Source organism: Capillimicrobium parvum (genome assembly GCF_021172045.1).
Taxonomy (GTDB): domain Bacteria; phylum Actinomycetota; class Thermoleophilia; order Solirubrobacterales; family Solirubrobacteraceae; genus Capillimicrobium; species Capillimicrobium parvum.
In genome coordinates, this window is record NZ_CP087164.1 from 2536431 (window position 1) to 2554072 (window position 17642).

At 68.6% G+C, this 17642-nt stretch carries 19 protein-coding genes and 2 tRNA genes; 16 read left to right on the plus strand and 5 right to left on the minus strand.

The genetic code is table 11. The features are described 5' to 3' along the window. Positions 1 to 17 precede the first annotated feature (17 nt). The gene (locus DSM104329_RS12465; protein ID WP_259315766.1) at positions 18 to 1175 is read right to left on the minus strand and encodes a glycosyltransferase; all 1158 of its coding nucleotides are present in this window, start codon (positions 1173 to 1175) and stop codon (positions 18 to 20) included. Between the two features lie 360 nt (positions 1176 to 1535). Between DSM104329_RS12465 and DSM104329_RS12470 the strand changes: the two genes are divergently transcribed. Both DSM104329_RS12470 and DSM104329_RS12475 read left to right on the plus strand, forming a co-directional pair. Continuing rightward, entirely contained in the window at positions 1536 to 2111 is a 576-nt protein-coding gene (locus tag DSM104329_RS12470; RefSeq protein WP_259315767.1) for a cupin domain-containing protein, read from the plus strand. Between the two features lie 250 nt (positions 2112 to 2361). Then, the gene (locus DSM104329_RS12475) at positions 2362 to 2610 is read left to right on the plus strand and encodes a hypothetical protein (RefSeq protein ID WP_259315768.1); all 249 of its coding nucleotides are present in this window, start codon (positions 2362 to 2364) and stop codon (positions 2608 to 2610) included. On the opposite strand, the gene DSM104329_RS12480 is transcribed toward DSM104329_RS12475, so the two are convergent. Beyond that, the gene (locus DSM104329_RS12480) at positions 2523 to 3245 is read right to left on the minus strand and encodes a hypothetical protein (RefSeq protein WP_259315769.1); all 723 of its coding nucleotides are present in this window, start codon (positions 3243 to 3245) and stop codon (positions 2523 to 2525) included. The two genes, DSM104329_RS12475 and DSM104329_RS12480, sit on opposite strands and share 88 nt — an antisense overlap. Positions 3246 to 3999: 754 nt before the next feature. On the opposite strand from DSM104329_RS12480, the gene DSM104329_RS12485 reads away from it, so the two are divergent. Then, complete coding sequence (locus tag DSM104329_RS12485; protein WP_259315770.1) at positions 4000 to 4617, plus strand: hypothetical protein; 618 nt, start codon at positions 4000 to 4002, stop codon at positions 4615 to 4617. A gap of 149 nt (positions 4618 to 4766) precedes the next feature. On the opposite strand, the gene DSM104329_RS12490 is transcribed toward DSM104329_RS12485, so the two are convergent. Next, positions 4767 to 6008, minus strand: a complete 1242-nt coding sequence (locus DSM104329_RS12490) for a tyrosine-type recombinase/integrase (protein ID WP_259315771.1) — start codon at positions 6006 to 6008, stop codon at positions 4767 to 4769. A 714-nt stretch (positions 6009 to 6722) separates the two neighbouring features. Here DSM104329_RS12490 and DSM104329_RS29100 point away from each other — a divergent pair. From DSM104329_RS29100 to DSM104329_RS12505, 4 genes are read left to right on the plus strand one after another with little or no spacing between them, the layout of a single operon-like run. Then, positions 6723 to 6950 carry a helix-turn-helix transcriptional regulator gene (locus tag DSM104329_RS29100; protein ID WP_407655883.1) on the plus strand — a complete coding sequence of 76 codons (228 nt, stop codon included), beginning with the start codon at positions 6723 to 6725 and terminating at the stop codon, positions 6948 to 6950. Continuing rightward, positions 6947 to 7957, plus strand: a complete 1011-nt coding sequence (locus DSM104329_RS12495) for a helix-turn-helix domain-containing protein (protein WP_259315772.1) — start codon at positions 6947 to 6949, stop codon at positions 7955 to 7957. Before DSM104329_RS29100 ends, DSM104329_RS12495 begins: the two co-directional genes overlap by 4 nt. Further along, positions 7957 to 8151, plus strand: coding sequence for a helix-turn-helix domain-containing protein (locus DSM104329_RS12500; protein ID WP_259315773.1), 195 nt, complete (start codon positions 7957 to 7959; stop codon positions 8149 to 8151). The genes DSM104329_RS12495 and DSM104329_RS12500 overlap by 1 nt, the downstream gene beginning before the upstream one ends. After that, the gene (locus DSM104329_RS12505; protein ID WP_259315774.1) at positions 8148 to 8486 is read left to right on the plus strand and encodes a hypothetical protein; all 339 of its coding nucleotides are present in this window, start codon (positions 8148 to 8150) and stop codon (positions 8484 to 8486) included. Before DSM104329_RS12500 ends, DSM104329_RS12505 begins: the two co-directional genes overlap by 4 nt. A gap of 2 nt (positions 8487 to 8488) precedes the next feature. Here the strand turns inward: DSM104329_RS12505 and DSM104329_RS12510 are convergent, their stop codons facing one another. Continuing rightward, positions 8489 to 9196 carry a DUF4145 domain-containing protein gene (locus tag DSM104329_RS12510; protein WP_259315775.1) on the minus strand — a complete coding sequence of 236 codons (708 nt, stop codon included), beginning with the start codon at positions 9194 to 9196 and terminating at the stop codon, positions 8489 to 8491. A gap of 134 nt (positions 9197 to 9330) precedes the next feature. Here DSM104329_RS12510 and DSM104329_RS12515 point away from each other — a divergent pair, with 134 nt between their 5' ends. From DSM104329_RS12515 to DSM104329_RS12540, 6 genes are all read left to right on the plus strand, one after another. Continuing rightward, the gene (locus DSM104329_RS12515) at positions 9331 to 9777 is read left to right on the plus strand and encodes a hypothetical protein (RefSeq protein ID WP_259315776.1); all 447 of its coding nucleotides are present in this window, start codon (positions 9331 to 9333) and stop codon (positions 9775 to 9777) included. Further along, on the plus strand, positions 9764 to 9973 hold the full coding sequence (locus DSM104329_RS12520) for a hypothetical protein (protein WP_259315777.1): 210 nt from the start codon (positions 9764 to 9766) through the stop codon (positions 9971 to 9973). Before DSM104329_RS12515 ends, DSM104329_RS12520 begins: the two co-directional genes overlap by 14 nt. Further along, positions 9970 to 10623: a hypothetical protein gene (locus DSM104329_RS12525; RefSeq protein ID WP_259315778.1), complete on the plus strand. Its 654-nt coding sequence runs from the start codon at positions 9970 to 9972 to the stop codon at positions 10621 to 10623. Before DSM104329_RS12520 ends, DSM104329_RS12525 begins: the two co-directional genes overlap by 4 nt. A 265-nt stretch (positions 10624 to 10888) precedes the next feature. Beyond that, complete coding sequence (locus DSM104329_RS12530) at positions 10889 to 12169, plus strand: phage major capsid protein (protein ID WP_259315779.1); 1281 nt, start codon at positions 10889 to 10891, stop codon at positions 12167 to 12169. A 33-nt stretch (positions 12170 to 12202) separates the two neighbouring features. Continuing rightward, complete coding sequence (locus DSM104329_RS12535; RefSeq protein WP_259315780.1) at positions 12203 to 12814, plus strand: hypothetical protein; 612 nt, start codon at positions 12203 to 12205, stop codon at positions 12812 to 12814. After that, positions 12811 to 13146: a hypothetical protein gene (locus DSM104329_RS12540; protein WP_259315781.1), complete on the plus strand. Its 336-nt coding sequence runs from the start codon at positions 12811 to 12813 to the stop codon at positions 13144 to 13146. Before DSM104329_RS12535 ends, DSM104329_RS12540 begins: the two co-directional genes overlap by 4 nt. Before the next feature lie 91 nt (positions 13147 to 13237). Here the strand turns inward: DSM104329_RS12540 and DSM104329_RS12545 are convergent. After that, positions 13238 to 13308: transfer RNA gene (locus DSM104329_RS12545), tRNA-Cys, on the minus strand. Positions 13309 to 13394: 86 nt separating this feature from the next. Between DSM104329_RS12545 and DSM104329_RS12550 the strand changes: the two genes are divergently transcribed. The 3 genes from DSM104329_RS12550 (at position 13395) to DSM104329_RS12560 (ending at position 17582) form a co-directional block, all read left to right on the plus strand. Then, positions 13395 to 13467, plus strand: a tRNA-Val gene (locus DSM104329_RS12550). Between the two features lie 285 nt (positions 13468 to 13752). Further along, a complete protein-coding gene (locus DSM104329_RS12555) occupies positions 13753 to 15699 on the plus strand; it encodes a hypothetical protein (RefSeq protein WP_259315782.1) in 1947 nt (648 codons plus the stop codon). Then, a complete protein-coding gene (locus DSM104329_RS12560) occupies positions 15696 to 17582 on the plus strand; it encodes a hypothetical protein (protein WP_259315783.1) in 1887 nt (628 codons plus the stop codon). The genes DSM104329_RS12555 and DSM104329_RS12560 overlap by 4 nt, the downstream gene beginning before the upstream one ends. Positions 17583 to 17642: the final 60 nt, after the last annotated feature.

Here is a 17642-nt window from a genome sequence, read left to right on the forward strand (position 1 = left end):
CAACACTGCGTGCGGCGTCACCCTGCTCGTAGTCGCTCCAGGTCGCACACCACCTCGGTGGGCGAGGGCATGGCCGCGATCTCGGCGGCCAGCCCACGCGCCGCTTCCCGGTATTCGGGCTCGACGAGAAGCGCGCGCACCGCCTCGGCGACCGCCTCCGCAGTGATCTCCTCGGGCAGCAGCCGGCGGCCCGCGCCGCTGTCGAGAAGGGCCTGAGCGTTAGCGAACTGATCGGCACCGTGGGGCATCGCGAGCTGAGGCAATCCGTGCCAGAGGGCACCGAGCATGGTTCCGCTGCCGCAGTGGTGCGCGACCACATCGACGCGCGCCAGCAGCGCTGCCTGAGACACGAAGCGCTCGACCCGCACCGAATCCGGGAGAGGCCCCAAACCCGCAGGGTCGCCGTCGGGCCCGACGGTGACCAACGCATCGACGGCCAGCGCACCCAAACCCTCCACCGCCGCTCGCAATGAGTCCACCTGTCCGTGGACGTACGTACCGAGCGTGACGTAGACCAATGGCCGCGAGCGCTCGCCGGTCACCCAGTCCGGCAGCTCCCCGCCGACATCGGGCGGGGAGTCGGGACGCAACAGGATCCGCTCTCCGGCGTGGGACGCGTCGGGGTCCTGCAGGCTCGGTGGGCAGATGTCGATATAGGCGTTGGCGGTGAAGAAGTCGTGAGGCGCGGCGCCCGGGTCGTACTCGTGCCACACCTGATGTAATGGCGCGACTACTGCGCGCCGGACCATCTCTGGGACCTGGCGGCCGAGCGAGTGGGCCGTCGCCGGGATCCCCGCGATGGCCGCCGCAATCGGGGCGCCGGCGTCGGTCTCGTCGTAGACCACGAGATCGGGGGCGGCCTCGTGAAGGAGCGGCAGCAAGTCGGCAATCGTGTGCCGCGGTAACACATCGCCGAACACGGCCACGCCGATGCGGAAGCGCTCCTCCCGAGGCAGGTCGCCCAGCTCGGGCTGCTCGCGCAGGACGCGCTCGTCGGCCTCAGGGATGGAAATCCCGACGCGCTGCACTCGGAAGCCAAATGCCTCCAAGCGCTTGACGAAACCCTCACCGGTACCCCACAGCACGTCGTGACCCACATCACGACACGCCGCCGCCAGCGGCAACAGCGGGTACACATGCCCATACGCCGGCCGACAGCAGAACAGCACACGCATCGAGCAAGAATCCTAATTCTCGGCCGACTCCGGCCGACGTCGTTACTGGCGCCACCGCCGAGAAGCGTCGCGCCCGAGCGCCTCGAGGTCCGTGATCGTCCGGTCGGGGGGCGCCGATCCTGACGTGAGCTTGATCGCGGCAATGTCCCAACGGCCCGCAGCAGCAGGATCCTGTGGTCGATCGCGTCGCGTTGCTGCTCGTCGCCGCGGTCGCCGCGCTCATCGTGCGCGAGGTCTGAAAGGCGGTTGAGCGTTGGCGCGAGAGGCGCCGGCGTGACCGTCTGATAGTGACCTTCCCAGCTTGGCGCGGCTGCTGAGCCAGGCGGGCGAGAAAGGTCGGCGGCGAGAAGATCGCGCCAGGTGACGATCACACCGACGATCGCCGGCTACACCACAACACACGACTTGACTCGCGCGCGCCGAGTGTCTGTCAGCTCAAGCAGGGTCGCGACCGATGAAGGGGGCGTTGCGCGCGGTTGCCACCGGCGGCATCTGGGGCGGGATGCCGCGCCGGACGGAACGGGTGCGTTCGCGGTTAGGCTGCGCTGGATGGCCGACTGGAAGAAGCGGAACTTCGAGGACATCGAAGACCGCAGTCCTGCTGAGGTGCCGATTCGGTGGCTGTTCTCACGCGACGAGGTGGAGTCGACGCAGGTCGGCGTAAGTCGCTTCAGCTACGAGCCCGGCGCGCGGATGCCATTCGGGCATCGGCACGGCGTGCAGGAGGAGGTCTACGTCGTCGTCTCCGGCTCCGGACGCGCGAAGCTCGAGGACGAGATCATCGAGATCGCGTTGTGGGACGTCCTGCGCGTCGCACCGCAGGTCATCCGGTCGTTCGAGGCAGGTCCCGACGGCATGGAGATGATCTGCGTCGGCGGCAAACGACCCGAGGGCGGCGACAACGAAGGCTTCAAAGACTTCTGGCTCGACTGGTAGCCCTGACGGGTTGACACACCGATCAGCTCGCCGACGTAGACAGGCGACGCCATGAGAACCTGATGCCGCGAGAACGCCCGAGGTGCGCAGCTGCCGACCCGGCGGGCAAGATCACCGTGACCGACCCCGACTCCCGCAATCTCAAGACCACGCGCGGGTGGGTTCAGGGTTACAACGCCCAGGCCGCCGTCGGCGAAGGCCAGATCGTGCTCGCGGCATCGAGTCACTCGACACCGCCAGCCTGCAGCCGATGATCGAGACCACGCTGCACGAGCTCGCCGCGGCCGGGGTCATCGAGACGCCCGGGGTGCTGGTGGCCGACGCCGGCTACTGGAAGAACGACGCGAGCGACGCCATCGTCACCCAGGGCATCGCGGTCCTCGTCGCCCCGGACGAGCGCCCCGCGGAGCGTCACGGGCGTCGGACGCTGACGAGCTCGGCGCTCTCGCGCGGACCTCGGACCGAGCCCTCGAACACCTCGCCGATCCCGCGGACGTAGACCTTGGCGTCGCGGACCCCGGGCTCGAGTCGCGACCACTCGCGCGTCCGTAACGCACCGCGAAAGCGCCCATAGGGCACGGCGATGACGGCGTTCAGGCTCATGACACGGAACTGGTCCTCCGCGTGGCCCTTGAGGTACTCCTGGCGATGATGCTCGCCGACGCGCGGGCGCGCCGGCATGAAGAGCCCCGGACGAGCGCCGTCGACGCCCGCATGCCAGGTCCCCTCGGTGCTCGTCACCCGGCCGTGCGCATCCAGCTCGGCCGTGTCCTCGCCGAAGTACCACACACTGCCGTGCCGGTCCTGGGCGTAGTAGTCGCGCGTCCGCTCGCTGAGATGGCCGCCCTGATAGACGCGATCGTCGATCACCCGGCAGCGAACGCCCGCCACCGTCCTGGTGCGGCGCGTCACGCGGACGACGTCGCGCTGCGACACGCCGTCCTTGACCCCGTCATACGTCATCGTGGTGCCGGGGGACATCGGCAGCCACGGGTTGTCGATCCGCGTCGTGAAGCTCGCGGGGTGCAACCGCCGGATGCGAGCGTCGGCCTGCCCGCCGGCAGGCGCCGTCGTCATGCAGATCCCGGCGAGCCCCGCCGCGACGGCCACCGGCAGGAGGTGCGAACGTCTCATGAATGGGCTCCTGGTGAGGGACGACGCCCACCGTAGAACGCCGCGCATGAGAGGAGCATGAGCGCGTCAGCGACCAGCTCATGGCCGCCCAGGCCGGCAGGATGGCGACCTGCGCTCGACGGCAGGTCTTGGCGGCCGCAACGCTGCGGCCGCCGTCAGATGGCGTCGCCGAGCGCCTGCGCCGAGGTGGGGGGATGCGTGGCGCGGGCCGCGCCGGGCCGCCTGGACTCATGCCCTCGGCGAGGTGGTAGGAGCCGAGGACCAGGACGATGGCCAGCACTTGAGCGCCGATCGTCTCCCAGGAGGCGTAGATCTCGAGCCAGGAGCCCATCCGCCGGGACGGGGATCGCCGCAGTGGTTGACGGCCCGTGTCGCCGGTGTCTCGGGACACAAGGGGACAGCTTGCGTGCGCAACGATCAGCGGAAACGGCGAGAGCCCCGATGGGATCAGGGCTCTCGACAGAGGCGACGACCGGAATCGAACCGGTGTACACGGCTTTGCAGGGGTGCCATTGCCGTTGCGTTTGGCCTGGAATCGCGCGTTTTCCGCGGATCGACTTGCTTCGAGTTGCGTCGAGAATCGCGTAGTTGGAGGTGCAGCGGAGGTGCGTTGGAGGTGCGACAGGAACGTCTCGTCTGGCCCGTGCCAGCGTGCGGCACGGGTCGTGCGGGACGTGTCGGTGTGCGAGTCCGTCCGAAGCCACGTTCACTATCCCGTTCGGCCAATACCACCGAACGAAGGAGGTGTCGCATCGTGGCCAGCGACATGAACAGCAGGACTATCGGAGGGCTCGTCGTCTACTGCGACTGGCTCTCGGAGAAGGGCTACGCCGCGCCGTCGCAGGTCGGCCCGTGGAAGATCGCCATCCGGAAGGTGTTCGAGGCCGTCGACGGCCCCGGCTCCGGATTCGAGGACAAGCCGTTGGAAGACCTCGATCTGGATGACGCGTTCCGCCGTTTCCGCACACTCACGGCACAGACGTACAAGTCGGAGAGCCAGGACGCATATGTCGGTCGCGTCAAGCGGGCGATCGAGGCGTACGAGTACTGGCTGACCAACCAGAAGCCCCCGGCGTTCCGCCAGGCGGGCAAGCGCAGCGATGACGGAGACGCCGCCAAGGCGCGGGAGACGGCCCCCAAGCCGAAGACCACGCCGCTGACGGCCGTGGAGCCGGGGCGCGACGAGCGGAAGGTCGAGGACTTCATCGACTACCCGTTCCCGCTGCGCAACGGTCAGATCGCTCGCCTGTCGCTGCCTCAGCGGCTCGAGAAGTCGGACGTGGACCGCATGGTCCAGCTGCTGCACGCGCTCCAGTTCGAGCCGCAGCCGCAGATCCCCGAGCGCACCGGGGAGGAGCAGGCCGCTGCCTAGCGCGTAGCTAGGACGACGAAGGGCCGCCCGAAAGCGGCCCTCCGTGTGGTGCCGTCGCGTCTACGTTCTGAGGCGAGGCGCGGCGGCTCCACGTTCCTACCAACCTACTGCGCGGAGAGACGCTTCCCTCCCCGCTGTTTGGTCACTTTTCAGTCGCCGGCGACCGGGGCCAGCAAGGCGGTCATCCCGGCTGTGGGCACTTCGAACGCGTTCGAGAACGCTGCGCCGATGCGCCTCGCACGGTCCTTGCGCGGTGCGAAGTGCATGTACGTCTGGGTGGTCATCACGTGCGCGTGGCCCATCAGCTCCTGGATCTCGGTCACCGGCACGCCCGCCGCCGCCAACGTCTGGAACACGAACCGGTCCGCGCCCTCCGCTTCGCGCTTGTGCCCGAGGCCCGCCGCCTTGAGCGCCGCGTACAGATCGACGCGCACCTCGAAGTCGTTGAGCCACGTGCCATCTGCCTGGACGAACACGAGGTCGTCGTCGTCGCTGTAGACGGTGCGGTTGCGATGCATGGCCAGCGCCGTCAGAAGCTCGGGGGCCAGGTCCACGGACCGCGTCTTGTAGCTCTTAGTCGGCTGCTCGAACCGGTCGTGGAGGGCGAGGCTGCGCTCGACGCGCACCACGCCGCCGACGAAGTCCACGACCCGCCAGCACAGCGCCATGAGCTCGCCCAGGCGCAGCCCTGCCATGCCCGCCATCAGGTACAGCAGCCCGTCCTGAGGCGTGGCCGCTGACGACACGACGCGGGCCAACTCGTCGGGCGTCAGGAACGTCAGGCGGCCGGACCCCTTGTCCCGCATCTTCTCGACGCGGACAGCGGGGTTGTGGACGATCCCCCATTTGCGCTCGGCGCGCTTGAAGATGTCGCCCAGGATGACGAGGTGCCGGTTGATGGTGCGCGGGGCCAGCTTGCGCCCGGTGCCCTGCCGTCCCCGCTCGGCAATGGCGGCCTTGTACGCCTCCACGTCCTGCGGCGTGATCTGCTCCACGGCGACGTCACCGAAGTGGGCGGCCAGCAGCGTGGCCGTACGGCGGTAGTCGCCAAGGGTGGAGGACCGCACGCGCCGGTCGTGCTCGACGTACCGCAGCCACTCGTCGGCGGCTTCGCGGAACGTCACCACGGCGGGCCTGCCGCCCACGACGCGCTCGCGTTCGGCATCGAGGATGCGCACCAGTTCGTCGTTCGCGGTGCGCTCGGTGAAATACCCGGCCGGTGGACGGCCCGCCTTGGGCCAGTGCGGACCGAGCCGGCGAGTCTTCTGCGTGGGGCCGAAGGTGCCGTCCTGCCGATGGTCGAGCGTGCGGTAGCGGACGTACCAGACCTCGCCCTTGGTCTTGCGCTCCTTGCGGACGTGGCCAGTTGCGGCGGTAGGCTGCGGGCGCATCTCGGGCTCCTTCCGAGTTGTCAGACCCCCGGTCGTTGATGCGGCGCGGGGGTCATCTACTTAAGTGACACTGCGTTGCCACTATTGCAGACCTCCCAAAAACCGTGTGCGCTCTAATTACGGTTAATCTGGGTGCGACCGACGGTGCCAGTCCGCCAGAGCCGTTACAAACCTGCTGTCACGCCACCACGTTCGCGGTAGTCGCCCATCCGGTACTACCGCCCAGGGCCACGCGCCGAGTTGGGCGAGAATTACTCGTCCGTCGTTCCGCCACCGTTCGACTGTGCCGGACCGCCAGGAGTCTTGACGGAACGTGACCTCGCGTAGCGCCATGGGATGGCCAGGCGACTTCCGCAGGTAGCGCTCCAAGAACGTCCCGGGTGCTAGTTCCCGACGCTCGATGTCGCACATGTAGGCCACGGTCGCCGCCTCGTAGGCATTTCGTCTTGGCTGGCCCGCCGTGTCGTGTTGTGGCCCCGGCTGAGTCGTGCCGTCCGTTGGACGGGTGGCGTCGGCTAGCGCCTCGGTAAACGATCGCAGCAGATCCGGCTCAGGTATGAACAGCAGCGGTACGGCGGTGACGAGCGGCAAGGTAGGCGAGCGTCCCGTTGTGAGTCCAGCGATCACCTGTTCAAGGTCCGGGCTTTCCCCCAGTCGAGGCAGGTAATAAGTGGCGCAAACGGGGTCTCGGTCGCGCCGCATGCTGTGCCCACGATGGCTCAAGTCGCCCACAACACAGCAGGTTGGCAGTCGGACCGGCTAGTTCCCGCATCGGAGGTCGCAGGCCTCCTAGGCGTCTCCAGGAGCACGGTGGTTCGGCTCGCCGACCGCGGAGATCTACGGCCGGTGCGTCTCTCCTCCAGATGCACCCGGTACCGCATGAGCGACGTCGTCGCCTTCATCGAAGCCCGGCAGTCGAGCGCGAGCGCTGATGATGCATGAGCAACCTCGCAAGGTTCATCGAGTCCGGCCCAGAGACGCCGCTCGCGGAGGGGCAGGTGTTGGTGGGCACCGCTTGCGAGCACGCGTATCTCTGGGACGAGATCGAGCTTCCGTATGGCGATGGTCCGCGCGGTCACGGAGACACTGCCGCGTGGTGTCCGAAGTGCGACGACCCGACGGCCGTGCGCCATTTTGCGATGCGCAGCGTGACGACCTCGGGGCAAGCCGTCACGGCGCGGTGGCCCGGGTGCTCAGAGGCGGGGTGGTGGTACGTGCAGATCGATAGGAAGCTCGTCCGGTGGGCGAAGCACCTGGGCCTCAAGTCGTCCCACGTCGGACTGCTCATCGCGCTCGAGGGCTATCGGAAGACCTGGGACGCGCCGACGTGGGTCAAGTACGCGACGCTCGCGAGCGAGATCGGCGACAGCGAGGACACGATCAGCCGCCGTGTGCAGGACATGGAGCAGCTCGGTCTAATCGAGGTCGACCGCACGTCTACGAACGGTCGGCGAGGGGTCTGTCGGATCACACGCAAAGGCCTGACGTTGGCGCTTGCCCATATCGCGGGGAACATTCGGCGCGACCTGCCCGGCGACCATGGGCTCGATGAGTTCCTACGCGCTCTTCGACAGCAACCGCAAGCTGCGGCTGCGCGTAACCGCAAGCTGCGGTCGGAGCAACCGCAAGTTGCGGCCACCAAAGAAGAGCAGTTTGAAGAAGAGGAAGTTGAAGAAGAGCCTCTAACGAGGCGCGACCCGGAGGATCGCGGATTGTTCGATGACGACGCTGATCCCGAGGAGGCGTTCATCGACAACGTCATCCGCCTCTTCAACGCCGTCGAGGAGCCGATCGACGCCAAGCCCATCGAGGCACGCGACGGGACGATCTGCGCCTACGCTCACCACGCCGAGTCAGACTGGATCAGGCACAACGGTCGCCGTGAGTGCGGCATCTGCCATCCGCCAGCGGTGCCGCGCCTCGTGGCTCGATGGGTTAGGGCCGCCTGATGGCCGCGCTACTGACCGCCGAAGACGTGGCCGCTCAGCTGCAGATGACGAAGGCGGGGGTCTGGAGTGAGACGCGTGCCGGACGCTTCCCGGCCGTGCGGTGCGGACGCAGCTACCGCTACCGGCAGCAGGACGTGGAGGCCTGGATCGAGACCAACGTCACCGGGGCACTGCCAACGAGGGGGCGACCATGATCGCGACCGTCTTCGCATTCGAGCGCCCCGATGGAAGCTGGGGCGCGGTCAACGATGACACCGGCCGCCTGATCGGCACACAGATCGGGTTCCTCGCCGGCGTCTTCATGGCCCGGCTCAAGGTCCGTGGCGCTGACGTGCATCCGGTGCAGGTGACGCCAGCCCAGATGGCTGATCTGCTGCTGAGCGCCGGGTACGGCTCAGATCAGGCGGCGCACCGGTTCGCGCTCATCGAGGGCCAGGCCGAGGACGTCACCGATGCACTGCGCTGGGCCATCGATCTCGCCGACCTCGTGCCGCTCGCCGAGGTGCAGGAGCCGTCGTGTCAGCACTGAACTCAGGTTGTCGCGTCGCGCTTGGCGATGGCGTCACGCGCACCTTGCGGCAGCGCGTCGAAAAGTCCCTTGAGCTTCTTGGGCTGAGCGATGCGGTCCTGCACGATGAAGTTGATCACCGCGAACAGGGCGGTCGCCGTCTCGGTGTCGTCGCGCAAGTCCATCTCAAGGGGGTGCACGGCGTTGTTCCCGACAACCCGCAGAACATCGAGTGCCTGTTGGGTCTCGACCGGCAGGCCTGCCGCGACGAGAGCTTTGATGGCGGCGTTGGGATCCTTGCCCTGCTGGCCCAGATGGTTCTGCAGCAGCGTCTGCAGCGCGAACCGCAGCAGCGCGCAAGCACCCCGTGGGGAGGCAGAGACGATTGCGCGGGCCTCCTCGTAGTCAGCCCGCACGTCGTCTGGCATGTCGGTGTGCGGGCGTGGACCGGTCAGGGTCTGTTGCGGTTCGACCATTCGCGCCGTGATCTGCGGCGTGCCGTCCACCATCCAGAACCCTTCGACCCAGTAGGCGTCTCTGTCGCAGTGTTGGCACGTCGAGATCCACCCATTGGAGGCGGTGGGTGTCCACTCCTCATAGTCGACCCGGACGTTGTAGTGCAGTTGCGCCCACTCCTGAGGCGCGTAGACCCCGCACCGGGGGCAATGAAACGCCGTGCTCTTGAACGTCGGGGTGACGATTTCCCCCTCTGCGATCCGCGGCAGCGCCATTGCTCAAGCGTACGGGACCGGTCGGACCTGAACGGAAGATCCGCGTCACGGCCCGCAAAGCCGTGGGAACGCCGCTTGAGGTCGCATCCCCACTGGACTTCCAGCCGCCGCACCTCCAACCGCACCTCCACGGCATGAACCAGACAGGGCATCCCCAGACGCTCCAAGCGGTCCAGCTGGGCAACCGCAACGCCGAGCAGCACGGCCTCTACGCCGGGCCGGGGAGGGAGTTGGACCCGCTGGCGCAGGAGGTGGCCGACTGGCTGATGCAGGCCAGGCACACCGAGCCGCTGGATCTGATGGCCGCCATCGAGATCGGCAAGCTGGCGGTCCTCATCGATCGCGTGGACACGGCGCTTGGCGATGGCGTGGTGGAGCGCAAGGGTCAGCCACGCGGCCTGATCGACATGCGTATCCGGCTGTCCTCGCGGTTGGAGAAGTGGCTTCGGCAGTTCGGCCTGACGCCTGCTGCCCGCGCTGACTTCGCCAAGGCGCTGGCAGGCGGCTCGTTCAGGGAGAAGATCGAGGCACGCCGAGCGGCGCTTGCCCAGCAGCAGGAGGCCGGCGATGCGCCCCGATGATCCGTTCACGGCTGTGGAGATCAGCACTGCGCCGGGCTGGGATGAGAGCGGGAGCCGCGTGGATCGCTGGGCCGTCGTGCTGAAGACGGCCTACGGCACCAGTCGCGTGTTCACCACGCCGCACCTGGAGATCGCCGTCTCCGAGGCGCACGGACACATGAGCAGAATCGAGAAGCGACGGAAGGTGGCGGCATGAACGCGCCGCGTGAGGAGTTCCTGTTGGCGTTGGAGGCGGTCGCCTATGCCGATGCGACCTCGCCGGGTGACCGGCTGCGGGCGCTGGAGATGCTGGAACGTGAGCGCCAGAAGACGCCTGACGGCCACGCGGTGTTCGACCTCTCGGGCCTTTCAGGCGAGGCGCTGGAGCGCGAGCTCGCCGGGTTCCTTCAGCCGGGCTATCACGGCAACCCGCCTCCGCTGCCTCAGGAGGACCCAGCCGATGAGGTTGCGGCACGTGTGATCGAGCAGGTGGCTGAAGGCGAGGACACGACGATGTTCAGTCGCACGACGGCGGCGTTAGCTCGGTACTTCCATGGCCGCGAGGACCGCGAGGACCGCGAGCAGCCGAGCGCCGAGCCCGGTGGCAAGGTGGTGCCGTTGCGTCCCTCTCAGGAGACGGCGGGCGACCGTAGCGAGCCGCCCGTGGACCCACGCATGCTGGATCGCAACGACCCTCGGGTGAAGGAGCACGTGCGAAAGCAGCAGGAGGCCGCCCGCGCCGCACTTGCCCATCAGCGGCGCGAGGCGTTGCCGGAGTCGCTGAAGGCGCTGGTGCCTCCCGGCGTGGATCCAAAGGCGGCCGATCGCCAGTGGCCGAACGGCCTGGACGGGCGCGGCCGCGGATAACACACAGACGCGTTGCGCAACGAGTCGTGCCGCCGCGGCGTTTGGCAGGGTTCGACTTGCATACGTCGGACGCTCGCCAGGGGGCCTGTACGCAGGGTCACGCGAGATACGGCGGCACGACTGGTCAGGCGTAGCCAGAGGGCGGGAAGTCTCCGTCACGCATTTCGCTCGTTTCCGGTGCACGGCTGGGCCTCCTTCGGAGGTGAGTCACCGAGTCCAGGACGCCCGTTGGCGTCATGAATTCGCGTACTTCGGAGGGATCCCCGTGCGGGATGTGCAGCAGGTCCTCAACGACCTCAAGGCGCTGGCCCAGCAGCGCAACGCAGGCCACGACGTCAGCCACCATCAGACACAGCTGATCGCTGAGCTCAAGGAGCACGGCATCGTCGCATCGGTCGCCGCTCCCCCGGCCGCGCAGCCCCCGGCGCTGTCGCAAGCGCAGCTGGAGGCGGCGGTGCGCAGCGTGTTCGCCGGTCGTGGCGGCAGCCGCTTCACCACTGACGAGACGGCCGAGTTCATGAAGGCGCTGGAGTCCGGGCAGGCGCAGTACGCGCCGACCTCCTCGCAGCCGAAGGCGACCCTCGCCGGCGTCATGACCAAGGCCCTGGCCGAGGCGACTCCTTCGGCTGGCGGCTATCTCGTGCCGGTCGAGGTCAGCAACGAGGTGATGCAGCTTGTCCGGGCGCGCATTTCGGTGATGCAGATGGGGCCGCGAGTCCTGAACGTCGCCAAGGAGCTTGACCTCCCGGCGGTGGCGCTGGGGACCACGGCGGCGTTCGTGCAGGAGAACGCCCGGATCCCGGTCAGCGAGCCGCAGTTCAGCCTGACGCCGAAGCTCAAGCCCCTCCAGCTGGCCGCCCTGTCGCCGGTGTCCAACCGGCTGCTGCACGACGCCCAGACCGTGCCCGAGTTCGAAGAGATCATCCGCAGCGACCTTGCCGACGCAGTCGCCAACCGCGCCGACCTGGCCTACCTCCAGGGCCTCGGCGGCGGTACCGAGCCGCTGGGCCTGCGCAACGTCTCGGGCATCAACGTCGTCAACCTCGACCCCACGACCGCGCCGACCCTGCTCGACTTCCGCAAGGTGGTCGCGACACTTCGGTCGCGCAACTGCCCGTTCGTCAAGCCCGGCTGGATCATGCACCCCGACGTGCTCAGCTGGCTCGAGCAGCAGACCGACACGGACGGGCACCGGCTGCTGGACGGCGAGGACCTCAGCCTCGACGCGGCGGGGACGAGCGGCACGTTCTTGGGCTTCCGGTTCCAGACCACGACGCGCATCCCAACCAACCTCACCGTCTCATCCACGCCGGGGTGCACCTACGCCCTGTTCGGTGACTTCAACGAGGTCTGGATCGGCGAGCAGGAGGGCCTTCGCCTGGACGCTTCCGACACGGCGTCCTACGTGCAGACCGTCGAGGGCGAAGACGTCCACATCCACGCCTTCCAGTTCGAGCAGACCCTGTTCAAGGCCAGGACCGCCGTGGACATCTGCCTGCGCCGCCCCGAATGGATGGTCGCCATGGAAGGGGTCAAGGTCTCCTAGAAGCTTCCCGGCGGACGGACGGAAGAGACGTAGATGGCCGCCGCGAAGACCCGCACCGCGTGCAACAGCGGGTTGCTCTCCCAGGCCCCCAACCCCGCCCCGGTCAACGCTGAGCCGGGGCGGGCGCGGGGGACCTGGACGGACGCGCTCGACGTCGCCCGGCGCATCCTGACCCAGCGCCCCGACCTCACCTGGCCGACGCTGTGGCCCTTGCTGCTCGCCGCCGAAGTCGCCGCTGAGGACCAGGAGGACGCGTGCCGGTCTGCGCTACGGCGCGCTGCCGCCAAGGGCCAGCTTCCAACCGTCCGTGCCGACAAGCGCGGGCCAAAGACCGGCACCGAGTGGTCGCAGCAGCGACGAGACGCGATGGCTTGGCAGAAGCCGACCCCACGGCCGATCGTCGACGAGCCAACCGTCTACGAGCTACAGAGCGAGCGCCGACAGGCGTGCCTAGCCATGCTGAGCACCCTCGTCGGAGTGATCGCCGTCGAGTTGTCCCCAAGAACGCTCGCCATCCTCGCCGCGCAGGGCTACGGGTCCGATGTCGTCATGGACGCCACCGATCGGCTCGTAGACGCTGGCCTGGCCGAGGTTCGGTGGCAGGCCCACGGCTGCGACCTCTGGCCACGGGTGGAGGCCGCGTGAGAGAGCCGCTACACATCGCGGGTGCGACGAGTGGCACCGCGACAACGAGCGAACTCGCTGCCGCCGCCCGGCTCATCCCCGTCGAGGGCACCGGCACCGACCCGCTTGGCCGCTACGCGAAGGGCCAGCGCTACCGGATCCCGCTGGAGCACCTGCCCGACCTCCTCGATCGCGGCTGGGTCGAACCGGCCGACGTCATCACCCCGACGCTGATCCAGATCGCCTCGATGAAGATCGAGAACCCGCTCGCCCGGCTAGCCAACCCCGTGCACCGGGTCGTCTTTGACTCGCTCACCGAGGCCGAGGCCTATGCGCTCGTTCAGGGCCTCTGACGGCACATCTCGGGGTGCGGTGGAGGTGCGGTTCGGGGTGCGGTTGAACCCCTAACGCAAGAACCCTCCGCAAATGGGAGGGTTCCGAGAGAGGCGACGACCGGAATCGAACCGGTGTACACGGCTTTGCAGGCCGCTGCGTAGCCACTCCGCCACGTCGCCAGGTGCGGCCCTCAGGCTATCGGGCGCGGGCGGCGGATGGTCGAGCGCGAGGGCGTCGCGGCGTTGCTACGCTACGGCGCGGCTGAGGGCGATTAGCTCAGCTGGGAGAGCGCCGCCTCGACAAGGCGGAGGTCACTGGTTCGAGCCCAGTATCGCCCACCTCGGAAACCCGCTGGAGACGGCGGGTTTTCGCGTTCTCGGGTACCAACTCCGAGTACCAATTCCGTCGCGCTGCGTCCGCACGCAGCCCAGATACCAAGGCGTGGCGCTCGTGCGATTGGCTGACCGCAGCCATCGCCGGGTCCCTCACAGAGAGCGATGCGCGAAATAGGATCGTCGAATGCCCGGGGCTCTAGACCCGCTGCTCGACGACTGCGCGTCGGGTTGAGTACGCGTCCAGGGTCGCCCGGCCGAGGGCGACAGCTGATCAACGACCAACGAGGGGTGGCGGGCGTGCTCCTACCGGCGTGGCTGTTTGCGCTGCGCGACACGTTGCGCGCCGGCGCGCTCGCTCCGGCCGAGGCACTGGGCCCGATCACCGTCCTCACCGAGCTCTCGCACGTCTGCGAGACGTTGCTCGCCGGCAGAGCCGGCCCCAACGACGCAGACCGCAAGTCCATCACCGCCGAGCTTCGCGCCGCGCGCGGAACCATTGGACCGAGGGCAGCGCAGGCGATCGGGCCGACGCTGGACACGTTCGTCAGGGAGACGACAGCGACGAGGCTTGAGACCGCGCAGGGAGCGCGGTCCGTCAAGCTCGCGTTGGACGCGCTCGGTCCGCGTGTCGTAGCGCCTGAGGCGTCCGCGGCCGCCTGGGACGATGTGGTGGCGGCGTTCGCCGACCCTGACGTGGACGTAGACATCTGCGAGCAGCGGATGATGGTGTTGAGGGAGCTGTGCGAAGCGCGCGGCCATGGCTGGTGGGCGCTCGGCCTGCCGCACGTGCTTTCGGACGTGATCTCCGACACGATGTTGGGCGCGGTCTGGGCCGGGGTCATGGACGAGTCCCTGCTGACGGACCCACGCGATCAGGCTGGGATGGACGAGGAGGTGAGACTGGCGGCGTGCCGCCGAATGGTCGCCGAGGACGGAGAGCGAGACGACGTGGTTGTCTGGCTGCGCTTCGAGCATGCGTACGTCGATGGGTGGCAGCGAGTCGGGCCCGTCGAGTTCTTCCACGCGGGGATGTTTCCCGACGGACTGCGTGCTGGTGGCGGCCTCGCTGGCATGCCCGGCTATGAACCGCCAGCTGAACTGCACGACCCGAGGTTCACAGGACGCTGGCCAGAGGATCACCGAGCCGACCCAGGCACTGAGCATGCTGTGCTCGCACGCGTCCGCCTGCCAGACATCTACGTCGAACAGGCGAGGCGGCGTGCGCGAGATCTCGTCACGGCGGTCATTGAAGTTGCGTCCGAACTCTCGCAGTGGGAGCTGCAATCCGGAGAGGTGCTCTACACCGAGAAGAACGGCGCCTCCGGTTCGTTCTTCGCCGATCCCAAGCAGCTCGAGCGCAACCGAACGCGGGTCCAGTCGGTCGACGACCCCACCAGGGACGGGCTCGCACGGCTCGACCCGGGTCTGGTGACACGACTGGCTGCAGACGACCCCGCCGCCTTTGAGGCCGTGGAGGACGCCCGCTGGGTCATCGCGGTCGCCCGGTCGCCCAGCGCCGCCCAACGCGTTGCACTCGGCACGCGCGCGTTGGAGCGATCGCTCGGCGCCGCGCGCGCTCAGGGCGAGCGATGGCCCGACGGGGTCCGGCGCTATCTGCGCGCCCCATGGTTGCACTGCGCGATCGGGATGTGGCTGGAAGTGCTGGCGCACCACGCGATTGTCGGCGCCGCGCTGACACACGGCAGGGACAGTGCGAGCGCGGAGGCGGTCGTGGGGTCGGAGCGCGGCACAGCTGCGCGGTCGCCACGAAGCGTCGACGTTCGTGGGCTGGCATCGTTGGCGTCCGGCCGTCCGCTGGACGAGATCATTTCCGCCGGCCTCATGGAACATCGCCAGGTTCGCGTCGGACTCGCTGTGCTCAGTGACCCCACGGCGGCGGCGCGGTGGCTGGCCACGCGCGAGCGACGCTTCGACGTCCTGCTGGCTCGCGCCGAACGGTGCCGAAACGGCGTCATCCACGGGCAGCGGCCAACCGAAGGCGCGCTCAACACGGTCGACGGCTTCGTCGCCGACCTCGGGCGCATCGTGGCGCGCGACAGCGTCCGAACCGCGGCATCCGGCCTGGAGCCGCTCGCCGTGCTCGAAGGGTGGCGCGTTGGGATCGTCGAGGCCAAGGCGCGGCTCGACGCCGGTGACGGCCCCGTGGAGGCGCTGTTCCTCAATCCGTGTGCCCGCGGCGACGACTTCGAAGGCAGCACTGTCGGCGAGCCATGAAGCTGAACACCGACAGCTACGCCCACAACGATCTCCCGGCCGCGCTACTCGACCTGCGCGCAGAACTGTCGGAGGGCGCTGACAAGGCGCCGCCCGAGCTGCTGGGCCCGATCAGCGCGCTGCTGGAGGTCGACTACACGTGCGAGAGCGTCATGAAGGGGCGGAGGATCAACCCGGGTGATCGCCAGTGCCTCGTCGCGGACCTCGGGTCGATGCACCGGGCACTCGGGCCGCGGACCCGCGCGGCGGCCAGCCCCGAGCTGGACGATTTCGTGCGCGGGCTCAGCAAGCTCGCCAGGCGGCTCGACGACGCCGGCCAGGCACGCTCGGCTCAGCTGACCACTAGATCACTGCTCGCGGCGATGGCCCGTCCCGACGTCGCCCGGGCCGCATGGAATGACGCCGTGCACGCCTTCGAGTCGCGCGAGACGACCCCGCAGGAGTGCATGTACCGCCTGCGTGTCCTGCAGGAGATCTGTGAGCACCGCGGCTACCAGTGGCACCCGCAGGGTCTCGCCGACCAGCTCGTGATCCGGCTTGGCGACGTCGTCGCACGCCAGGCTATGGCTGACGGCGACGCCACGATCCAGCCGACTCCCGTCCGCGAGCGCCTTGACGCCTGCGAGGCGCGGCTCGCGCAGACCCCGGGGCGCGCCGACATCGCGGTCTGGTTCGTGATATCGCACGCGGAGCTGCCCGACGGCCCGATCGACCTCGGGCCGGTTCAGGTGTACCCGGCTGCGACTCTCCGCGCAGCGGCGGAGCCCGACGCCGCGCTCCCTAACCTCGCCACGGACCTCCCGGAGATCAACCGGCTGCGTGCCGGCGCCGGCTCATGGCTGAGGCCGGCGCCCGATCACCACGCTATGTCCTTGGCGCGGGTGTGGATGCGCGACGCGTTGCGCTGGCGCGCACCGGCCGTCGCGCGCGGCACCCTCGAGGCCCTCGTGGAGATCGCCGACCCCGGCACCCAATGGGTCATCTGGGACGGACACATGGGCTGGAGCGGCGGCGACCTGTGGGGCGAGTCCTTCACCGATCCCGAACGGGAAGCCCAACGCCAGCGACTAACCATTTCGATGTTCGACCATACCCAGCAAGGCCTGCAGACGTTTAGCGGCGAGTTTGTGCAGCGGCTGCTCGACAGCGACCCGAACGCGCTAGAGGCCGTCGAGGACGCTCGCTGGGTGGTCGCGCTTTCGAGGGCCTCAGGCCACGCGCAGCGCGTAGCGCTCGGCACCCGTGCGCTCGAACGCAGCCTCAGCGTCGTCCAAGGCCCCAAGCAGCGTTGGGCCGAAGTTACATCCCGCTACCTGAAGGCGAGGTGGGTCCTGGACGTGCTGCGCCAGGACCTCGGGGACGCCGCCCTCACCGCCGTGCGCGACATGCGCTGGAAGGCGCACAACCCCACGGCCGAAGATGACTTGCTGCACCTCGTGCTGTCAGGGTCCGACCCCACGTCATGGAAGGTCTCGCACCGCGGGCTGGCGACAGCCCGGGCCACCTACGGCGACCAATGGGCGAGCGGGTCGCTTGCCGTGCGGCTCGTCGAACGCGCGGACACGGCGCTCAACGACCCGACGGTTGCGCTCGCCCGCCTCGACGAGCTCGAGGATCGGTTCACAACGCTGCTCGAGCGCGCCGAGCGACAACGCAACAGCTTGATCCACGGTGGACGCCCCGTCGACGGCGTGCTCGCGACCGTCGACGACTTCGTCACGACGCTCAACGACCTCGTCGCCGAGGAAAGCATGCACGCGGCCGAAACCGGCGACGACCCACTCGTCCGGCTCGAGGGCTGGCGCGTCGAGGCGCTCCACCGCAAACAGCGGCTCGAGGCAGCGGAAGCGCCCGTCGATGTGCTCTTCGCCGACGGGTCGTGACCCGTGCGCGGGTCGGGCGTGGAGTCGGGATCAGGGCCGCCCTGCTACATCGCAATGGCC